The sequence below is a fragment of the Dietzia sp. JS16-p6b genome, assembly GCF_003052165.1.
Taxonomy (GTDB): domain Bacteria; phylum Actinomycetota; class Actinomycetes; order Mycobacteriales; family Mycobacteriaceae; genus Dietzia.
Genome location: NZ_CP024869.1, coordinates 1,130,472 through 1,151,742 on the forward strand (window position 1 = coordinate 1,130,472; position 21,271 = coordinate 1,151,742).

Below are 21,271 nucleotides of genomic sequence, written 5' to 3' on the forward strand. Positions count from 1 at the left end.
ACTCCCGCGGCGGGCCTCGCCGACGGAGCGGCGGGCCACTCCGAGGGAGCGGCGGGCCACTCCGAGGGAGCGGCGGGCCTCGCCGACGGCCGCGGTGTCGTGCAATGGAAAACTGGACACATGTCCCACGAGCGTGAGATCACCGTGCCCACCGACCTCGCCCGCGGCCGCCGACTCGATCCGGCCGCGGTCGGGTGGACCCGTACGCCGCTGCACCGCACCGCGATCGCCGGCTGGGGTCGCACCAAGCGCTGGGAGTACTGGGGTGTCGTGACCGACCGGTTCGTGGTGGGCCTGACCGTGGCCGGGCTCGACTACCTGTCCACCTGCGCGGTCTACGTCCTGGACCGCCGCACCGGAGTGGAGACCTCGCGCGGTGCGGTCAGTCCGTTCGGTCGGCCGGCGTTCAGCGACGCCGCAGGGGTGGGGACGGTGCACGCGTCGGCCGGAGTGGGTTCGGGGCGGGTGCGCGTCGAGATCGACGACGACGAGGGCACCACCGCAATCCGGGTGCGGGCGGCGGGTCTCCAGGTAAGCCTGGACATCGTCCGTCCGGACCACGACAGCCTCGGCGTGGTGGTGCCGTGGAGTAGGCGCCGGTTCCAGTACACCCTCAAGGATCTCGCCAACCCCGTGACCGGCTCGGTGACCCTGGACGGGGTCGTCCACGACCTCGGGACCGGGTGGGCTGTTCTCGACCGCGGGCGCGGGCGGTGGCGGTACGCCACCCGTTGGAACTGGGGAGCGGGCAGCGGCGTGGTGGACGGAGTGCCGTGCGCGCTGCAGGTCGGCGGCCGGTGGACGGACGGGACCGGGTCCACGGAGAACGGGATACTCCACGATGGCCGCCTGCACAAGATCGGCGAGGATCTGCGGTGGACGTATGACCTGGCGGATCCGGCGGGGGCCTGGCGGGTCCGAGGGGAGCGCGTGGACGCCACACTCACCCCCTTCCACCTCCGCCGGGACATCACCGAACTCGGGATCCTGGCCGTGCGGACCCACCAGGCCTTCGGGACCTGGTCCGGTACCGGGGTGCTCGATGATGGCACCGCCGTCAGCCTGGACGGCCTCACCGGGTGGGCAGAGGAGTCACGTAACCGCTGGTAGGTGCCGGGTGCCGGCATTGGGTCTCGGCACCCGGTGTGGGGAGATTACCCGACGTCCGGCAGCTCGAGAACCGAGTCGCAGCGGGAGATCAGGTCCGCGTCGTGCGTCGCCACGAGCACGGCGGCCCCGGCGGCCGACGCCTGCTCGAGTCTGGCGAGTACGGCACTGCCCGTCGCTCGATCGAGTGCTGCGGTGGGCTCGTCGACCAGGAGCACGTCCGGCTCGCGGAGGATCGCCGCGGCCAGGGCGACGCGCTGTCGTTGCCCTCCGGAGAGCGCACCGGGTCGGCGGTCCAGCAACTCGGAACCGAGCTGCAGTTCCTCGCAGACCCTCGCCAGGTCGGTGCGGTGATCACGCGCGAGCCGGCGGAGTCTGCGACCCACCGTGACCGCCGGGGCGAGCGCCAGCGAGGAGTCCTGCGGGACCAGAGCGATGGAGTCGATGTGGGTTCTGGGCCGATCCTCGACCCGCGGCGCGAGTTCCTCTCCGTCGAGCCGTACGCTCCCACGGGCTGGGGGATGGAGGCCGGCGGCAGCGCGCAGCACCGTCGACTTTCCCGAACCCGAGCGACCTGCGAGGGCGACGACCGACCCGGCGGGTACGACGGCATCGAGTGGTCCGATGAGCGCGGAGTTCGGGTACGCCACCGCGAGCGAGTCGAAAGCGAGGCCGATGCGCGTCCCCCCGGAGGTGGGAGCAACTCGGGCCGGCCACCGGACCGGGCGCAGCGCCGGGGCCGTCTCCTCGATGTGGCCGCCGTCCACGGTCACCACCGTCCCGCCCACCTCGCGGGCCAGACGGGCGTCGTGGGTGACCAGCACGAGCGTGCGTCCGGCCGTCACCGAGAGGAGGAGTTCGGTGAACGCTCGCGCGGTGTCCGGGTCGAGTCCGGCCGTGGGTTCGTCGAGCACGACGAGTCCCGGATCGACGGACAGAGCGCGCGCGATGGCCACCCTGCGCCGTTGGCCGCCACTGAGTTCTGCCGGTCGTCGACGCAGCCATCCCTCCTCGACGGGGAGCCCCAGGTCCCGCGCGTAGCGTATGCCCAGGCCCGGGCGGGCCGCGTTCTCCTCGACGAGCTGATCGACCCGGCGCCACGGTGTCAGCGCCACGCCCGGATCCTGGTCCACGACGCAGCTGCGACGGCGGAGTCGGCGCAGGTGCCGGGGGCTCGCCCCCAGCGCGTCCGCGCCGTCGACGAGGACCGATCCGGAGGTCACCCGCAGGCCGGGGGAAACGTCGCCGACGGCGGCGTGGGCGAGGGTCGATTTCCCGGCACCGGACGGGCCCACCACGACCAGGCGCTCACCGGGCTCGACGTTCAGGCGCGGCACCTCGAGACGCGGCGCGCCGCTCCGGTCCCGGATCACCAGGTCGCGCACGGAGAGGGTGGAGGCGGTCACCATCAGATCGCCCCGTGCCCTTCCCGGTCGGCCAGGAGTGCAGGCGGCACCGTCAGTAGCGCGATCCCGATGGCGGGCACCACGACGGACCACGGGTTGAGCGTTACCCCGGCGATCGAATCCCGGACGGTGGACGCCCAGTCGTCACCGCCCCCTCCCACCCCGCCGCCGAGGAACGCCAGCGTGCTCACCAGGTAAACGGCGCTGGTGAAGCGGACAGACAGTTCCGTGAGAAGTGGTCGCGACAGGCCCGGGATGACCTCCCGGACCGTCACGTCCAGTCTCGTCCGTCCCTCCGCACGCGCGACCTCGACGAACCCCGAGTCGAGAAGGGGTGCGCTCGCGGCCTCCAGATAGCGCGAGCTCACCGGAATGAACAGCAGCGTCGTCACCGCCGCCACGACCACGGCCGAGCCGTTCCCAGCAGTGGCCACGACCAGGATGACGAGCACCGGAGGGAGGGTGACCAGGACGTCGGTCGCGAATCGGACGACCGGTCGCAGTGCGGGGATCCAGGCGAGTGTCAGCCCGACGGCGGCTCCGATCGCGGTCGACAGGACCGCCGCCGTCACGGAGATCGTCACGAGCGGGAGGTTGCCGTGAAGGGCTCGTGACAGGACGTCCCGTCCCAGCCGGTCGGTGCCCCACACCGCGTTGTCCCGGGTGAACGCTCCGCCCGCCACGGCGTCCGGGTCGGGCAACCCGAGCGCGGGGGCCATGAACGGCCCCAGGAGGGCGAGGCCCAGACCCGCTGCGAGCAGTCCGACCAGGAGCGCGCGGACATAGTGTGGGCGGGCACTGTGCATGCGGGCAGGGCGGGCGCGGACGAGGCGGGGGAGGGTCACCGGAGCCACCGCTGGGGTCCGCCGCCTGTGGTCAGATCGGCGAGCAGCAGCGACGCGGCGGTGACGCCGGCGGCCACGGTGACCAGTGTGGCGACCGGGACGGTGTCGCGGTTGGCGATGAGGGTGACGAGCAGGCTGCCGGCGCCTGAGTATCCGAACGCCACCTCCACGACGAGCGCCGCGCCGATGAGGCCGGGCACGGCCAGCGCGCAGAGTTGGACGATCGGACCCGCCGCCCCGGGCAGCAGGTGGCGGACGAGGACGGCCAGGGGCGGGATCCCGGCCAGTCGTGCGGCCCGAACATGTGGGCGCGCGGCCTCGGCGGCCACCACGGCGCGGACGGTCCGCTGCAGCCACGCACCGACGGCCAACCCTGCGGTGAGCGCCGGGAGCACGAGGATCTGCGGCCGGTCCAGTGGGCTCCCGCCCAGTGGGACGAGCGAGACCGGTGGGAGCAGGCCGAGCCGGACCGACAGGACCGACACGAGAATCACGGCGAGGACGAACTCCGGGGTGGCGAGCACCGCGGCCGCGGTGAGTGAGGTCGCCCGGTCCGTACGGGACCCGGCGCGGGCACCGGCGAGCACCCCGCCGCCGAGTCCGGCCACCACTGCCACGGGGATCGCCGCGAGCAACAGCAGGCCCGTTCGAGCCAGGGGCTCCCTGATCTGATCGACGACAGGCGTGCCCGAGACCGAGAGTCCCGGGTCACCCCGGAGCATCCCCGCCAGCCACTCGGCAAAGCGCTCGGCCACCGGGAGGTCGAGTCCGAGCTCGGCCCGTCGCCGGGCGAGCCAGGCGGCGTCGGTGGTGACGTATGACGCCGTGGCGGCATCTCCGGGGAGTGCGTCGACCAACCAGAACGCCAGCACGACGGTGACCGCCAAGGTGAGGAGCGTCTGGGCGATCCGCGCCGCGGCGCGTCTGGGCGTCATCAGTCGGGGCGGGACCCGAAGAACGGTGCGGACTGGCTCGAGGGGACGTCACCAGCGGCGTCGGTGGTGGCGTTGAGGAACGGCTGGTATCCCCAGATGAGCTGGCCCCCCCGCTCGGACACCTCCGTGGCGAGCGCTGCGACCGCCGCCTGCCGTTCGGCGTCGTCGGTGATGGCCGCGGCGTCGGCCAGGCGCCGGTCCCACGCCGCGTCGGCGCCGAATCCGTCGAGGTTGAAGCCGCCGGCGGTACCCGTGGTGAACGGTAGCGCTGTGGCCGTCGAACGGTTGACCCAGTAGAGGGAGAACAGCGGCAACTCCATGAGTCCCGGGATGTCGGCGAAGTAGGCCGCCGGGTCCCGACGCTCCAGAGTGAGGGTGAGTCCGACCTCGCGGGCCTGGGTGACCAGGAGCTCGGCGGCGTCGTTGAGGCCGGGAACCACGTCGGAGGTCACCAACGTCAGGTCGTCGACCCCGGCCTCCGCGAGGATGGACCGTGCCCGGTCGACGTCACGGGAGATCTCGGACAGCTCGTCGGGATAGCCGCTGATGCCTTTGCCCAGGACGTCCTCGCCCACGACGGCGCCCTGGCCGAGGACGGTGCCGACGAGCGTCTCCCTGTCGACCAGCAGCTTGAACGCCGTCCGTACCCGCTCGTCGTCGAACGGCGCGACACGGGTGTTGAGGATGAGGCCGAGCGCCTTGGAGTCCGCCGGGCCTCCCTCGGTGATGCGGGCCGGTTCGGCCACCGTCCGCGCGGCGGTCACCGGGAGGTCGTTGGCGTAGTCGACGTCGCCGGAGACCACGGCCCGGGCTCGCGCATCCGGGTCCGGGACCGACCACACCTCGAGTCGGTCGATGCCGACGCCCGGGTGGTGGGGGTTGGGTGTGAAGACCCACCCGTCCTCGGACGATCCGGACTCGAGGACGAACGGTCCCGATCCGATGCCGGAGTCGGGGTCGCCGTCCTTGAACACGCCGCTCTGCGGGGCCAGGACAGCCTCGACGAAGTCTGCGCGCGGAGCGCTGAGGTGCAGCTCGAGCGTGCGCTCGTCGACCGTACGGGACGCCGCGGTGTCCAGTGGGGCGAGGAAGGACCCGGCCATCGGGGACGCGGCCGTGTAGACCAGCGAGGCGAGGGCGTCCTCGGCGGTCACCGGTGAGCCGTCCGAAAAGGTGGCGTCGGGCCGGAGCCGGACCGTCCACACATCCGCCGCGTCGTTGGAGGTGATCGACTCGGCCAGCTGGGATACCGGCTCGTTGTCGAGGAGGACCACCAGGGAGTCGTACAGAGCGAAGATGCCCACCCAGGCTCCCGGTGAGGTCGCCGCGGCGGGGTCGAGCGTGTCCCCCGGGGAGACCATCGCCGCCACACGGACGGTGCCCCCGTCTCCGCCTGTGCCCGAGCCGGTCCCGGTGCCGGTCCCGTTCGCGCCTCCGTCCTCGGTGGCGCAGGCGCCCAGGGCGAGTCCGGCGCCGGTGACGGCACCGGTGACGGCGATGAGACGGAGGAAACCGCGGCGATCCATGAGAGTGGTGATCCTTAGGTGAGTGGGTGGTGACGGGTGGGGTGGGACTGCGTCAGCCGAGACCGGCCTGGGCGCGGAAGAGGTCCTGGTCGATCCACAATCCTGCGGCCTGTCCGGCGGCGACGGCGCGGGCCACGAACGCCAGCGGTACGGGGTCATCGCGACGACGGGCGCAGTCGCCGGCCGCGAACACGCGTGGGTCCGACGTGCGCTGTTGCCAGTCCACCAGGATGTGCGCGCCCTCGGTCTCGAGATCGAGGCCCAGCACGGAGTCGCGCGGTTGCTCGCGGGGGGTGTGGAAGACCGCACCGAAGGTGAGCTCCTCGTCGCCGACCGAGACCGTGAGGGCGCCGTCGGTCCCGCCGAGCTCGGTCACGGGCCGGTGCTCGAGCCCAACGCCATTGCGCGCGAGCGTCTCGCGGATCTCGTCCGGGACCGGATGACCGTTGGTGAGCAGGGTGACGTCGCGGGAGAAGTGGGTGGCCAGATAGACCGCCTGCAGTCCGGGTTGGGCCGGGTTCTCCGGGGCGTCGGTGAGGACGGCGAGTCGCCGCCCGTCGACCTCGTGGCCGTGGCAGAACGGGCAGTGGTAGACGCCCTGTCCGAAGCGCTCCACCACACCGGGGATCCCGCTCACGTCGTCTCGGACCCCGGCGGTGACGAGCAGCCGTTCGGCCAGGAATGATCTGCCATCCGAGGTGGCGAGACTGACCGGTGTGTCGGGGCCGGTCACCTCGATGCCCGTCACGGTGGAATGCACGATCTCGACGTTGGGATGACCGGCGACCTCCTCCATCCCCGTCCTGCGCAGGTCCTTCGGGGACCTGCCGTCGAGGCCGAGATACATGTGCATCTCGGTCGCGGGGGCGTTGCGCGGTTGGCTGGAGTCGACCAGAACGACCGTCCGCTTCTGGCGGCCCAGGACGAGCGCCGCCGTGAGCCCGGCCGGACCGGCTCCGATCACGGCGACCTCGACTGCGTCGGGGATGGGTGAGGACATGGCGGCTCCCTGGTGGTGGTGCGAGGACGCGCGGACCCCCCTTCCAACAACGGGGAGACGGGCAACGACTGTAGAGACTCTATTGATAACGAGACTCATTATCAATAGAGTCGTGCCGGTGTCGCCGTGGTTCAGTCCGGACAGCGACGCTTTGTGTTGTGAGCGAGAGGTGGGGCATGCCGTCGAGTTGGTCCGTGGTCGAAGCTGCTGTCTGCGACGTCCTGGAGGTCGACTCGGTGGGCCCGGGGACGCTGGTGGACCTGGGGCTGAACTCGCTCTCGGCGGTGCGGCTCCAGCGGCTGCTGGTGGAGCGCACGGGGGTGAGGATCCCCCTGCGGGACTTCGTCGGAGACATCGACCTGACGACACTCGAGCGGAGATGTGCGGCCGGGCCGGTGTCCGCGGAGAAGGTGGCCGCGGAGGTGTCGACGGCGATGACCCCCGCCGACGCGGGCGGTCAGGAGGTCCCGGATACGTTCGCTCTGACTCCCGTACAGGGCACCTATTGGGTCGGCCGGGGTGACGACTACCCGCTCGGCGGCGTCTCGACGTACTTCTACTCCGAGTACGAGTTCGTGCTGCCTGCCGGGACTGACGCCCTCACCACCGTGGGAGAGCTCGAGTCGGCGTGGAACCGCGTGGTGGCCCGCCACCCGATGCTCCGGGCGGTGGTGGGACGCGACGGCGTGGGCCGGGTGCTCGACGATCCGGGGGCCCACCGGTTCGAGATCGTGGATCTCCGCTCGCACCCCGACCCACAGGCTGCCGAGGATGAGGCGCGGCAGGACCTGTCCCACCGTCGCGCGCCCGCCCACCGATGGCCGGTGCACACGTTCGCTGCCGTAGTGCGGCCCGACGGGTCCCTGGTCCTGTGCGTGGGGTTCGATGTGTTGCTCATCGACTTCCCCGGGATACGGCGAGTGCTCGACGAGTGGGGTTCGGAACACCGGCACGAACGCTCGGGTGAGAGCGCGGAGGGCCGCGGGGTGAGGGCGGCGCCCCCGTCTGCCGTGCCCCCACCCGCCCTGCCACGCACCGAGGCCGCCGAGCGGGACGCCATGGAGTTCTGGCGCGGGAGGGCGCAGGACCTGCCGGGTGGGCCGTGGGACACCACCCACCTTCGGGCCGATCAGCTGACCCCGCCACGGTTCCGGCGGTCGGAGGGCCGGGTCGGCTCCGACGTCTGGGAGGATTTCCGCGTAGCGGCCCGGGCGTGGGGTGTCTCGCCCACGGGGGCGTTGGCGGCGTTGTTCGCGGCCGCGCTCCGGCGCTTCGGCGCCCGGGAGCGCTTCTGCCTGGTCACCACACTCTTCGACCCCGAGGCCCGCGAGGACGCGGGCGTGGGGGACACCACCCGGACCGCTCTTCTCGACACCGGTCACACGGGGTGCGCCGAGGGCTTCGTGGACTACGCCCTCCGGGTGACGCGCAACTTCTGGGACGCGGTGGACCACAGCGCGGTGCCTGCATCGCGTGTGGTCGGCGAGTTGTTCGGGCCGACGAACGGGATCCCCGAACACCCTGTCGTCTTCACCTCCTCCGTAGGGGACCGCGCCGGGTCCCGCACGGACGCCTGGCTCGGCCGACGCGGGTTCGGGGTGTCCCAGACTCCCCAGGTCCTGCTCGACGCCATCCACTGGGAGGAGGACGACGCGCTCGTCCTCGCCTGGGACCACGTGGTCGGGGCGGTCGACGACGGCGTCGTCGACGGCATGCGCCGCGCGGTCCAGAGGGCCGTCGAGGTACTGGCCCGCGACGAGGCCGCCTGGACGCGACCGGGTCTGTTTCTCGACCCCTGGGTCCGTACCCCGCGGCCGCGACCGGTGGCCTACGACTCCGGCCCGGGTCTGCACGACCCGGTGCTGGCGGCGCTGGACGCGGACGGGACGCGGCGCGTGGTCTCGCAAGGGGACCGCGTCGCGGATGCCGACGAACTCGCCTCCATCGCTGCGTGGACCCGCGGTGAGCTGTACTCCAGGGGGGTCACACCCGGGGAGCCGGTCCTCGTCCTGCTCGGCAAGTCGGTCGAACAGATCGGCATCGTCCTCGGGATCACCTCGGCCGGGGCCGCCTACGTGCCCGTGGACCCGGCATGGCCGCTCACGCGCGTGGAACGTATCGCGGCCCGAGCCGGCGCCCGGGTCGCTGTCGCCGCGCAGGGGACGGACATGCCCGACGGGGTCACGGCGATACCCGCCGTGGTCCAGCGGCCTGCGGACGATGCGGTTCGTCCCGGTCCCGCACCCGTCGAGGGGGCCGGACTTGCGTACACGATCTTCACCTCGGGCTCGACGGGAGAGCCCAAGGGCGTCGCCATCGAACACGCTCAGGCCAGGACGACGATCGACGACCTGGCGCGCCGGTTCAATCCCGGTCCGACGGACGTCGTCCTGGGGTTGTCCGCGTTGAGCTTCGACCTGTCCGTGTGGGACATCTTCGGCGGCCTGTCCGCCGGCGCGCGACTGGTCCTGCCCGAACGCGGCTCGGAGGCCGATCCCGAGCACTGGCTGCGCACGATCGAGACCGAGGGCGTCACGGTCTGGAACTCCGCGCCTGCCCTGGCCGAGATGCTCGTCGACTACGCGGAATCGGATCCCGAGCGCGCGCGCACCGCGCTGGGCTCGCTCAGGCTGGTCATGATGTCCGGTGACTGGATCCCGGTGACGCTGCCGGATCGACTCCGCGCCCTCGCCCCGCATGCCGTCGTCGTGAGTCTCGGCGGGGCGACGGAGGCCTCCATCTGGTCGGTTCACCACGTCATCGGCGACGTCCATCCGCAGTGGCCATCGATTCCCTACGGCACGGCGCTGGACGGGCAGTGGTTCCGCATTCTCGACGGCCCGGACGGGGAGCCGGTCCCGATCGGAGTCGCGGGCGAGTTGTTCATCGGCGGCGACGGCGTGGCGCGCGGGTATCTGGGCGACGAGGAACAGACCGCGGAGCGGTTCCGGGTCCACCCCGTCTACGGCGAACGCCTCTATCGCACCGGCGACGAGGGGATGTGGTTGCCCGACGGGACGATCCGGTTCCTCGGTCGCGTCGACCGACAGGTCAAGATCAACGGCTATCGCGTGGAGCTCGGAGAGATCGACGCAGCACTCACGCGCCTCGACGGGGTGCGTGCGGGAGTCTGTAGTGCGGTCGACGGCCCCGGCGGTGGCAAACGCCTGGTCGGGCATGTCGCGCTCACCCCGCAGTCCGGACTCGACCAGCGTGCGATTCGCGCCGCCCTCCGGGAGGCGCTTCCGGCGTACATGGTTCCTACCGCTGTCCTGATCCACCGGGAGCTACCGGTCACAGCGAACGGCAAGATCGACCACAAAGCGCTTCCGGACCCCTTCGCGAGTGCCTCGTCGTACTCTGCCGCGTCGAGCCCAGCACCGTCGAGTCCCGCCTCGTCGACCCTGGACTCGTCGCCCCCCGCCTCGTCGACCCCAGCACCGGCGACGTCCGCGCAGGCCGAACCCGCGGCGTCTCGGCCGGAGGCGCTCGCAAGTGGTTCGGCAGGCTTGGCACCCGAGCTGGCCGCAGTGGTCCCGGACGGTGTGGATCCGGCGCTCGAACCGCTGGCTGCCGGTCTGGACTCGCTCGCCGTGGTGCGCATAGCGAATCTCGTCGAGGACCTCACCGGCTCCCGGCCGGATCTCGAGGAACTCCTGGCGACACCGTTAAACCGGATCCTCCGCGACGACCCGGTCCCCGAGCCCGCGATCCAGTCCGATCAAGATGCCGCGGACCTTCCGGCCGCCTCCACGCCGGCCCCGCCCGGCCACGCGCCGCAGGTCCCGGCCCTCCCCGCGCCGCCGGCCCCGCACGATTCGGGCACGGACCTTCTCGATGTGGCCCGTGCCGGCTCCGGTGTGGAGGTGACGATCGCCGCTGGAGACGGCCCACTCGGATCACAGCTGCTCGCGGCCGGTCGGTGGCTGAGCCGGATCGAGCAGGCCGCAGCCGAGGAGGGCCTGGAGGCGGAGGCCACGGCCGGTGGGCCAGACCACCTCGTCGTGCTGCGCCTCGGCCGGAGGACCGCACCGCCGTCGGACCGCGCATCCCGCCCCTCAGGCCCAGCTCAGACGCTCACGCCCGAGCCCGCCATCGCGGAGCCCCCTGAAACGGTGGCCACGAGCGCCCCTCTGACAGAGATGCAGGTGGCCTATCTCGTCGGCCGTGCGGACCCGTGGTTGGGCCGCCCGGTCGCGCCGCGCTATCGGACCGAGGTCGAGGTGGGCGGTCTCGACGTCCCGGCGCTCGAGCGGGCGTTGGACACGATCGTCGATGCCCACCCCATGCTGTCGGCGCGAGTCGACGACAACGGCCGGCAGGTCCTCGACACCGCGGCCCGGCCGCGACTGCAAATCGAGGACCTGAGCGTGGCGACGGACGCCGAGGTGCGCGCCGAGCGTGAACGCCGCCGAGCAGAGGAGATGTCCCGGATCCACGACCCCCAGAGCGGGCGGCCCTGGCTCGAGCTCCGTGCGGTGCGGTTACCGGCGCCCGCCGCGGAGGTCTCCCGATGGATGGTCGTGCTGATTCTCGACATGCTGTTCTGCGACGTCCGTGGAGCGGAGATCATCGCCCGTGACCTGACCGCGGCGTACCGGGGCGACCCCGTCGACCGACCCCAGGGTGCATTCCTCAGCTGGGCTGAGGCCCGAGCCGGGGCGGCGCAGGGGGACTCGGCGCTGCCGGATTCGTCGCAGGCGGGGGCACCGAGGCCGCGCGTCCTCCTGCCGGTCCGCCCGCCCGAGAGCTCGCGGTTCACCCGTCGACGCCGCCAGCTCGACCCGCGCACCACCACGGAGTTGATTCGGCGATGTGCAGTCCACCGGGCCACCCTCGACGCGGTCCTCGTCACCGTGTTCGCCGAGCTCCTGGCCACCGATGACGGGCACCGACCCCCGGTCGTGGTGACCGTCCTCGACCGCCCCGCCGAGCATCGGGACGTCGTGGGGGAGTACACCTCGACCGTCGTGCTGGATCCCCCGGAGGGCCGGTCCACGAGCGAGCGTGCCCGCGCCGCGGCGACCCGTCTACTCGAGGGCGTCCGTGATCTCGGACGCGACGGATCCGGCCACGGTAACACCCGGATCCGCGAGCATCTCCGTTCGGGCAGCGGCACCGGCGTGCTCCCCGTGGTCTACTCCTCCGGTCTGACCGGGTGGACGGGCGGACCGGCCGCGTGCGATGCGCTGGCGCAGCTGGGTGAGCCGGTCCACTCGATCAGCTCGACGCCGCAGGTCCTGATCGATCTCCAGAGCTTCCGCGACAGCGACGGTTCGCTGCTGCTCGTCCTCGACGCGGTGGAGGACGCATTCCTCGATGGCGTGCTCGACGCGGTCGCCGATGTTCTGGCCGCGACGGTGACGACGCTGGCCGACGGAGACGACCGCTGGCACGAGCCCGGCTTTCCCTCCACTGCGACGCCAGGAGTACCGCGACGCGATGTCGCCGAACTGGGTCGTCGCCGATCGACGACGATCCGGGGACGTCTCGCGGTCGAGGGGGACGACGGCGACCTGCTGACCGTCGTGCGCGCCACGGTCGCCGAGGTGCTCGGGAGGGCCCCGTCACACGACGAGCTCGACCGGGGCTTCTTCGAACTCGGGATGACGTCGATGGATCTCGTCCGCTTCCGCCGGGTACTCGCCGACCGAGGGCACCGGGTGGAGCTCGCGGAACTCTTCGCCCACCCTGACATCAGATCGCTCGCCGCGGGGATGCAGGCCGCACCAGCCCTGAGCCCCGAACCGATCCGGGAACCCAGCCCGAGCGTGAACCCGGCCCAGAACCCGAACGTGACCCCACACGCCGACCCGGACCGATCCCGGCCCGCCATCCGCCCCGATGCGCACGACCCGCTCGCGCAGGCCCGTGAGCGCGGGCGTCAGCGCCGCCGCATCCGGCAGGAGACCAATTCATGACCCGTCCCGTCGATCCGCGACTGGCGCACCACGAGTCGGACATCGCCGTGATCGGCATGTCCTGTCGCCTGCCCGGCGCGCCCGACGTCGAGGCGCTGTGGAGGCTGCTGCTCGACCGCAGGGAGGGGGTCGTGCGAACCGATCGCGAGGCCGCGCGTCGCGCCGGCGCACCCTCGGAGCTCGTCGACCACCCGGGCTTCGTGCCCACCGGGTCGGACCTCGGCCCGATCGACGGCATCGATCTCGCCGCGTTCGAACTCAGCCGGCACGAGGCCAGGTACCTCGACCCGCAACACCGGGTCTTCGCGGAGGAGGTGTGGCACGCGCTCGACGACGCCGGCCACGGGCACGGCTCAGGCGTGGACCGGGTGGGTTTGTTCGCCGGATGTTCTCCCTCCGCGTATCTCCACCACGCGTTCCGGCAGTCCTTCGACCCGTCCGGCGGGACCGATCCGGCCCATGCCATGCAGATCGCGCTGGGGACCATGCCGGACTACCTCGCGACCGGTATCGCCTACCGGATGAACCTCACCGGGCCCGCGCAGACCGTGCTCACCGCCTGCTCGACCTCCCTGGTCGCGGTCCACCTCGCGGTGGAATCGTTGCGCAGCGGCGAATCGGACATGGCGGTCGCCGGTGGGGTCACCGTGCGGGTGCCGGCCTCTCACGGGTACGTCTACGTCCCCGACGGGCCGTTCTCCGTCGACGGGCACACGCGGAGCTACGGCGACGGTGCCTCCGGAGCGGTGTTCACTCAGGGCGCGGGCGCGGTCGTCCTGCGCCGTTACGGTGACGCCGTGCGGTCGGGGGACCGGATCCGAGCGGTGATCAGGGGCAGTGCCGTCAACAACGACGGAGCCGCCAAGGCCGGGTTCGTGGTGCCGGGCGTCGACGGACACGCCTCGGTCATCGCCGAGGCACTGGCCGGCGCGGGCCTGGGGCCACGCGACATCGGATACGTCGAGGGGCACGGTACCGGCACCCGGATGGGCGATCCCGTGGAGGTCGCGGCGCTGCACAGGGTGTTCGGGCGGGCGGAGCGACCGTGGTGTCTGCTCGGCTCGATCAAGTCCAACATCGGGCACACCGAGGCGGCCGCCGGGGTCGCCGGCCTCATCAAGGCGGTGCTCGCGGTCGAGCGGGGAGTGATCCCGGCCTCGCTGCACTGCGCGGATCCCAACCCCGACCTCGGGCTCGCCGGCTCCGCCCTCCGCTGCGCCGACGCCCCGTCAGACTGGGACCCGGATCGGCCGCGCGTCGCCGGGATCAGCTCGCTCGGGTTCGGCGGCACCAACGCGCACGTCGTGGTGGCGCACTCCGGCCGCACGCCGGACACCGATCCCGATCCCCGTCCGCAGCTGTGGCTCCTCGGTGCGGCCAGCCGCGCCGCGCTCGACGGGATGGTCTCGACCGCCCGGACCGCGGCGTCGGCGACCACCGGTGCGCCCAGCGCGACCGCGGTCCCCAATCTCGCCCACTCGCTCGCCAGTTCAGCCGGGCCCCGGGGGCTGCGGGCCGCACTCGTCGTCGACGGCGCCGACGGCACGGTGCTCGAGACGGTCACCGCCGCGGGCCTGGTCGAGACCCGGCCCCCCGCCGTGGTCGCGGCCTGCCCGGGGGGCGGCGCGCAGCGGACCGGGATGGCCGAGGATCTCTACGGCACGGAGCCCTCGGCCAGGGCGCTGATCGACGACCTCGCCGCGGTCGCCCGGGAGATCCTGGGGGATGACCTGCGTCGGGTGTGCTGCCCGTCCGCCGCCGGGGTGGTCCCGGCCGATGCCGACGACCCCCTGCTCGGCCTCCCCGCGTTGTTCGCCACCACGGTGGCCGCCGGGCGGCTGTGGTTGCGAGGCGGGCCGCGGCCCGATGCCTGGATCGGCCACTCCTCGGGGGAATACGCCGCCGCGGTCCTGTCGGGAGCGCTCGAGGCCGTCGAGACGATGCGGCTCGTCGCCCGGCGGGCCCGGGCCCTGTCCACACTCGAGCCCGGAGGTATGGCGCGCGTGCGGCGCGGTGCCGAGTCGATCCCGGATCTGCTGGATCGTTTCCCCGGGCTCGAGATCGCGGCGCAGAACTCGCCGCGGTCGTCAGTGCTGGCGGGATCGACCGCGGTGATCACCCGGCTGGTCGATGAACTCGGTGACGACGCCACGCGGGTCCGGATCTCCGTCCCGGGGCACTCGACGCACGTGGTCTCGGCGATGCCCGAGCTCCGCGATGCGGCCTCAGGTCTCACAGCACACGATCCCCGGGGTCTGCTTTACAGCTGTCTCACGGCGGGGCCGGTCGCCGCGGAACAGGTCGGTGATCCCGAACACTGGGCCGACCACCTGCGCGGTTCTGTGCGCTTCGACGAGACCCTGGCGCGGATCGCCGATGACCTGGGGGGAGCGTTCACCGTGGTCGACCTCGGGCCCGGCTCGGTACTCGCCTCCCTCACCCGCGAGTGCGCCCCGACCGGGCTGCAGAGGATCGTCACGCTGGCCGACGACGACGGCGGCCTGCGGCGCTCTGGGGTGTTGCGGGCCCTCGGCCAGGTGTACGTCGCCGGCCGTGATGTGCACCTAGACGGGCTCCTGACCGGACGACGCGGGGCGCACCCGCTGCCGCGCTATCCCTTCGACCGCACCCGGGCCTGGGCCGAGCCGGACGGGACGACCCCGGCGGCGAGCCCGTCCGAACTGCGCCGCAGGGCCCGTCGCGATCGGGTCGCGCCGTCGGACGTCGACCACATTCCGCACGGGGCGGTCGTCTGGCGCGCCGAAGGCCCGCCGCTCGGTGCTCTGGACGGACTCCGCACCGCCATCCAGGACGCACTCGCGTCCGGTGGTCCTCTCGTCGTCACGGTCGACGCCCGCGCGGGTGATCCCGAGCTGACGGCGGCCGTGCTGGCCGCGTTGCCGTCGGTGCGTGCCGAGCACCCCGAGCTCGACCTGGCCGGGATCGTCGTGCACCACGGCGACCCCGATCGCGCCGGGCGCGCTCTGGCGGCCGACCTGCACCGTCACGGGCCGGCCCGCTGGCCCACCACGGTCCACCTCACCGGGGACTCGTGGCAGGACGAGGTCGTCGTCGACCATCCGGCGTCGATCGAGCCGTACGAGCCGGACGAGGGCCCGGACCAGGCGCCCCCGCGCGTCGTGGTGATCGGCGGACTCGGCACCGTGGGACGCCACCTCGCCTCCTCCTTCCTCACTGCCGGGGCAAGCGTCACCCTGACCACCCGTCGTCATGCGGGAGATATCGCCGCCGAGCTGGCCCCCCGGGGCGCATCCGTCGTCACCTGGGACGGCCTCGACGCCACCGCCCTCGCCGAGATGGTTCGCGCTCTCCCGGATGGCGGCCCACTGGTCGTTGTCCAGTGCACCGGGGTGGTGGGCAGGGAGAGCTTCGCGACGGTCCAGGAATCGGGGACGCAGACCCTGCTGGCCCACGATCGTGCGCGGGTGCAGGTCTGGAACGCCCTCGAGGACGCGGTGGCGCAGCTCGGCGAGCGCGCCCCCGATGTCCTCGTGGCTATGTCGTCACTGGCCTCCGTCTCCGGTGGCTTCGGTCTGGCCGCGTACGCCGTGTCGTGCCGGGCTGTGGAACTGCGCTGCGAGAACGCCTCGCCGGCAGCGCGGACCCGGCGGATCGCGGTGGCCTGGGACGGATGGCGGACGACCGACGCCGATGACGCCGCATTCGCCCGGAATTTGCTGAGACATGCGCTGGATCCGGACTACGCCTCGACGCTGCTGAGGCGGATCGCCGCCGGACCGTCCCGGGGAACGGTGATCGCCAGCCGCCGTCCGCTCACGATCGAGGGTGCGGATGTGGACCGCGCGACCGGCGCCGAAGTCTCCCTGCAGACCGCCGGAACACCATCGACCGTGGTCTCCCCGGGAGGCTCGGAGAGCTCGGACGGGCAGGAGGCCCGTGCGTCGCTCTCGCGTCTGTGCGAACTGTGGGCTGACGCGCTCGGCCTCCACCGGGACGAGGTCGGCGCCGACTCCGATTTTTTCGCCCTCGGTGGTCAGTCCCTGGCCGCGACACGACTGCTCGGCACTCTCCGCGACGAGCTGGGACTCGACCTGCGGCTGCGAGACCTCCTCGACGATCCGACGCCGGGGGGTGTCGCGGGAGCCGTCGTGTCGGATCCGGGTCGGGAGCAGGAGGACTCGTCCGGGGGCTCTGGCACGGAGGGTTCTGGCACGGAGGACTCTGGCGCGGAGGACTCTGGCACGGGGGGCGCGGGCACGGGGGATGCGGACATCGAGCCCGATCCCACAGACCCGGCGCCGTTGACGCCGGTCCAGCGTGCGTACCTCCTGGGCCGCGAGGACGACTACGGCATCGGTGGCGCGGCGTGCCACAGTTTCGTGGAGTTCCGTGCCCGTTCACTGGATCCGGATCGGTTCGAGGCCGCGTTCCGCACGATGGTGCAGAGGCACCCGATGCTGCGGACGGTCGTCGAGCTGGACGGGATGCACGAGGTCGACATCAGGCCCGAGGATTTCCGGCTCGACGTGACCGACCTGAGGCAGTCCGACGACCCCGAGACCGGGCTCCGGCGGTGGCGTGACCGCCTGTCGACGCGGCGCGCCCCGGCGTCACGGTGGCCGCTGGTCTGCCCGTACCTCGCGATCACCGCCGACGCGGTGCACGTGGGGTGGAGCGTCGACGTGCTGGTCTGCGACGCCGACAGCTTCGGCCTCCTGCACTCCGAGATGGGAGTGGTGTACCGCGGCGAGGACCCTGGCCCTGCTCCGCAGCGCACCTTCGCCGACCACGTGCGCAGTAGCGCGGCAGGGGGAGTCCCGGCTGGTCCCGGGCAGGACGAGGACCGCCGTTGGTGGGCGGAGCGGGCCGGACAGCTACCCGCGGCGCCCGAGATCACCGGCGGGGCTGCTCCCGGTGGGTCGGCGTCGCCCGGCGAGGCGGCCCCCGGCGGGGCGGGGTCTCCCGAGCAGGTGCCGGCCGGGGGCTTCGCCCGGCACCGCTGGACCCTCGGCTCCGAACTGAGCGAGGCGGTGGTCCGCACGAGCGCCCGCCGGCGGACCACGCCGGCCGCGATGCTGCTCACCGCGTATGCCCACATGCTCCGCGAGATGTCCGGCCGATCGGACTTCTCCGTCATGCTCACGACCTTCGGGCGTCCGCCGGAGATGGCCGGGGTGATCGGGGAGTTCACCGAGCTCTCCCCGGTGGCACTGCACACCTCTGCTGATCCTCACGCTTCTCTTCACTCGGTGGCCGAGTCTCTGTTCGAGACGCTCGACCGGTCGAGCGTCTCGGGGATCGACGTCCTGGCCATGCGTAGTGCCCAGGAGGGTCGGCGGTTCTCGATACCGGTCGTGTTCACCAGCACCCTCGGCGGTGAGGACGAGTCGGGCTTCGACGACGACTGGAGCGGCGAGCTCATCGGCGGGGTCAGCCAGACACCCCAGGTGGTCTTGGACCACCAGGCCTACCGCTGGGGTGGGAGCATCATCGCCCAGTGGGACTACCTCGCCTCGGCGGTCGACGCCGACCGACTCGCGCGGGCCGTCGCGGTGTACGGGGACGCGGTGCGCACCCTCGTGGGGGACACCGGCGCGGACCCGGCAGACCAGGCAGACCCGTCGGGCCAGGCAGACCCGTCAGGCCAGGCGGACCCATCGGGCCGGGCGGCCGACCCGGCGGCGACGCCACTCGACCTGGTCCGGGGGGCCTGGGCCGAGGTGCTGGACCTGGACCCGGCCGAGGTCAGCGCGGATGCGGACTTCTTGGCACTGGGGGGCGACTCGCTCACCGCCGTGCGAACGGTGGCCGGCCTCCGAGCCGTCGGTGTCACGGTCCCCGTCGCCGACGTCCTCAACGGGGTGAGCCCCGAGGAGATCGCCCGCGAGGCGACAGCAGCAGGGTGGCGCATCGGCGATGCCGAACCCACGCCACTCGTCCGGGCGGAGCCGGGGCGGCCGTTCCCCCTGACCCCGCTGCAGCAGGCCTACTGGGTCGGTGCCCAGGGTGGCTGGCAGCTCTCCAACGACGCAGCGCACTTCGTCGTCGACTTCTTCGACCCGCTGTGCGACCCGGAAAGGCTCCGCGCGGCCGCTCGACGGCTCATCGAGCACCAGCCGATGCTCCGCGCGGTGGTCACCGAGGACGGCTACCAGCGCGTCCTCGATGCCGACGACCCCCGGCTCGGTGTCGATCCGGTCGAGATCGTGGACCTCACCGGGAGCCCGGACGACGAGGTCGCCCGAGCGATCGCCGACACCCGATCGGCCTGGGAGGTCGACGGGCCCGACCCCGAGCAGTGGCCGACCTTCCGAATCCGGGCGCACCTGCTGCCCGGAGGCGGTGCCCGCGTCCATGTGGTGGCCGCGCTCGTGTTTGTGGACGGGTGGTCCTTCTACCTGTTCTTCGACCAGCTGCTCACCTTTCACGACGAGCCCAACGCCCACTTCCGGGCGCCCGAGGTGAGCTTCGCCGACCACGTGGCGACCCTCGAGGCGGGCGCGACGCGGCCGGCCGCACGTCGAGCACTGGAGAACTGGCGGCGCCGGCTGCCCGAGCTCCCGCAGGCCCCGCGCGTGCCCGTGCGGTCAGTGCCGGATCGGGTGCGGCGGATGGAACGCCGAGCCTTTCGGCTCGACGCCGACACCGCCGCGGCGTTCACCGAGCGGTGCCGCAGCGCCCGGGTCACCCCCGCGGCGGTGTTCGGAGCGGCGTACTCCCGCGCGCTCGGCGAATGGTGCGACCAGAAGCGATTCCTGCTCACCGTCCTGTACTTCAACCGCCCGCCGATCTCCGGCGACATCGACCGGGTCCTGGGCGCGTTCTCCTCGACGGTGCTGGTGGACGTCGCGGTCCCCGAGTCGTCCGACCCCGCGGTCCACGCCGGCGGCTTCGGGGACGCGGTCGGTCGCTCGCTCGACGACTCGGCGATCGACGGAGTCGACGTCGCGCGGGAGTTGTCGCGGCACCGGGGCACCCGCGGACTGGTCTCTCCGGTCGTGTTCACCTCGACACTGGGCTTCAGCGACCCCACGGCGCACTCGGTGACCAGGCGCATCGACCCGACCGACGTGTGGGAGCGGGTGCGCACTCCCCAGGTCCTCGTGGACCTGCAGGTGGCGTCGGAACACGACCAGATCGTGTGCAACGTCGACTGCCCCGAGGGGGTCATCGATCCCGACGACCACCGGCGACTGATCGACCGGGTGCGGGCCTTCATCGACGACGTGCTGGCGGGCCGGGCCCTCGAACCCACCGAGTGGCCGCGGCCGGAACGGGAAGATCAGGACGGCTCCTCGCCGAGTGGCATCACGGACAGCACCGGGCCGAGGCCCCTGCGGCCCGCCGGGGAGGCCACCCTCGCCCATGTCCGCGAGGCGGTGACGTCTCAGCTGGGGAGCACCCCCGGGGACTCGACCGACTTCTTCTCCGCGGGCGGGGACTCGCTCGGACTGGTGCGGGTCCTCGTGGATCTGCGCCGCCGCACCGGGCTGGTGGTGGCCCCGGCGGAGGCCGTGGTCGAGCCCACCGTCGAGCGCCTCGCGGCCCTGGTGGACGAGCGTCGCGAGGCCGATTCGGCGGAGCTCACCCGCGGGCCGGAGACGCCGGCCCACCACGCTGCGCCGGCCCGGGTCAGCACGCTCGATCCGGAGACCCACCTCGTGCCGATGTCCGAGTCCGGAGGTGGGCCCGTCTACCTGCTCCACCCGTCGGGCGGCGACATCCTGTGCTACTCCGACCTGGTCGCCGAACTCCCGGACCACCGCGTGCTGGCGCTTCCCGACCCCCGGTACTTCGACACCCCGATGCCGGACGATCTCTCGCTCGTCGTGTGCGCCTACGCCGACCTGCTCGAGCTGGCCCACCGCGGCGAGGACCATCCGTTGGTGATCGGCGGCTGGTCGATGGGGGGCACCGTCGCGCACGACGTGGCCGTGGAGCTGCAGGGCCGGGGCGTCCGCGTGGGAGGGGTGATCATGATCGACTCGACGACCCCGGACCGTATCCGGCGGATCGCAGGCCTCGCTCCGGGTGAGGTCGACGCCGAGGTGGCCCTGCGCTACCTGCGATCCGTCCAGGCTTTCGCCGGAGACGGTTCCCCGACGGAGTCGTCGGTCGGGTCCGCCGAGACGTCGATCCGGCGAGGTATGGCCGCGGCCGCGGATCCCGGCGCCCGAGGGGACGTGCTCGCCGAGCAGTTGCGGGCCAATGGACTGGCCGCGACGGATGCCCGCCGGCGGCTGGAGGTGTTCACCTCCCACCTGGCAGGGCTCGCGGAGCATCAGGCCCGGTCACTCGAGGGCACCGGGGTGCCCGTCCTGCTGCTGCGCGCCGACGAGACCTCACCGGTGAACTCCGGCGTCGGTATGGGCGTGGACGACGCGGCGGGGTCGGAGGATCTGGGGTGGGGGGCCGCCCTCGGATCCGGCGCCACGATCCTCGGCGTGGACGCCCATCACTACTCGGTGCTCAGGAGCCCCGCCGTGGCGCGGATCGGGTCGGCGATCCGGGAGTTCCTCGCCGACGCGGCCGGGGCCGAGCGGTGAGCG

The 21,271-nt window shown here is 72.5% G+C and carries 8 protein-coding genes; 3 read left to right on the forward strand and 5 right to left on the reverse strand.

What is annotated here, in order from left to right; translation table 11 throughout:
- Window positions 1-120: 120 nt before the first annotated feature.
- Window positions 121-1,110 carry a DUF2804 domain-containing protein gene (locus CT688_RS05140; protein ID WP_107756021.1) on the forward strand — a complete coding sequence of 330 codons (990 nt, stop codon included), beginning with the start codon at window positions 121-123 and terminating at the stop codon, window positions 1,108-1,110.
- Between the two features lie 44 nt (window positions 1,111-1,154).
- Here the strand turns inward: CT688_RS05140 and CT688_RS05145 are convergent, their stop codons facing one another.
- Genes CT688_RS05145 through CT688_RS05165 form a run of 5 tightly spaced genes read right to left on the reverse strand, consistent with a single transcriptional unit; the run spans window position 1,155 to window position 6,819 of the window.
- Window positions 1,155-2,516, reverse strand: a complete 1,362-nt coding sequence (locus CT688_RS05145; RefSeq protein WP_107756022.1) for an ABC transporter ATP-binding protein — start codon at window positions 2,514-2,516, stop codon at window positions 1,155-1,157.
- On the reverse strand, window positions 2,516-3,358 hold the full coding sequence (locus tag CT688_RS05150) for an ABC transporter permease subunit (protein WP_156607117.1): 843 nt from the start codon (window positions 3,356-3,358) through the stop codon (window positions 2,516-2,518). Before CT688_RS05150 ends, CT688_RS05145 begins: the two co-directional genes overlap by 1 nt.
- On the reverse strand, window positions 3,355-4,293 hold the full coding sequence (locus CT688_RS05155) for an ABC transporter permease (protein ID WP_107756024.1): 939 nt from the start codon (window positions 4,291-4,293) through the stop codon (window positions 3,355-3,357). Before CT688_RS05155 ends, CT688_RS05150 begins: the two co-directional genes overlap by 4 nt.
- A complete protein-coding gene (locus CT688_RS05160) occupies window positions 4,293-5,819 on the reverse strand; it encodes an ABC transporter substrate-binding protein (RefSeq protein WP_159077985.1) in 1,527 nt (508 codons plus the stop codon). Before CT688_RS05160 ends, CT688_RS05155 begins: the two co-directional genes overlap by 1 nt.
- Before the next feature lie 52 nt (window positions 5,820-5,871).
- A complete protein-coding gene (locus tag CT688_RS05165) occupies window positions 5,872-6,819 on the reverse strand; it encodes an NAD(P)/FAD-dependent oxidoreductase (protein WP_159077986.1) in 948 nt (315 codons plus the stop codon).
- A gap of 158 nt (window positions 6,820-6,977) precedes the next feature.
- Between CT688_RS05165 and CT688_RS05170 the strand changes: the two genes are divergently transcribed.
- Window positions 6,978-12,740, forward strand: coding sequence for an amino acid adenylation domain-containing protein (locus tag CT688_RS05170; RefSeq protein ID WP_156607119.1), 5,763 nt, complete (start codon window positions 6,978-6,980; stop codon window positions 12,738-12,740).
- Entirely contained in the window at window positions 12,737-21,268 is an 8,532-nt protein-coding gene (locus CT688_RS05175) for a type I polyketide synthase (RefSeq protein WP_107756028.1), read from the forward strand. The genes CT688_RS05170 and CT688_RS05175 overlap by 4 nt, the downstream gene beginning before the upstream one ends.
- Window positions 21,269-21,271: the final 3 nt, after the last annotated feature.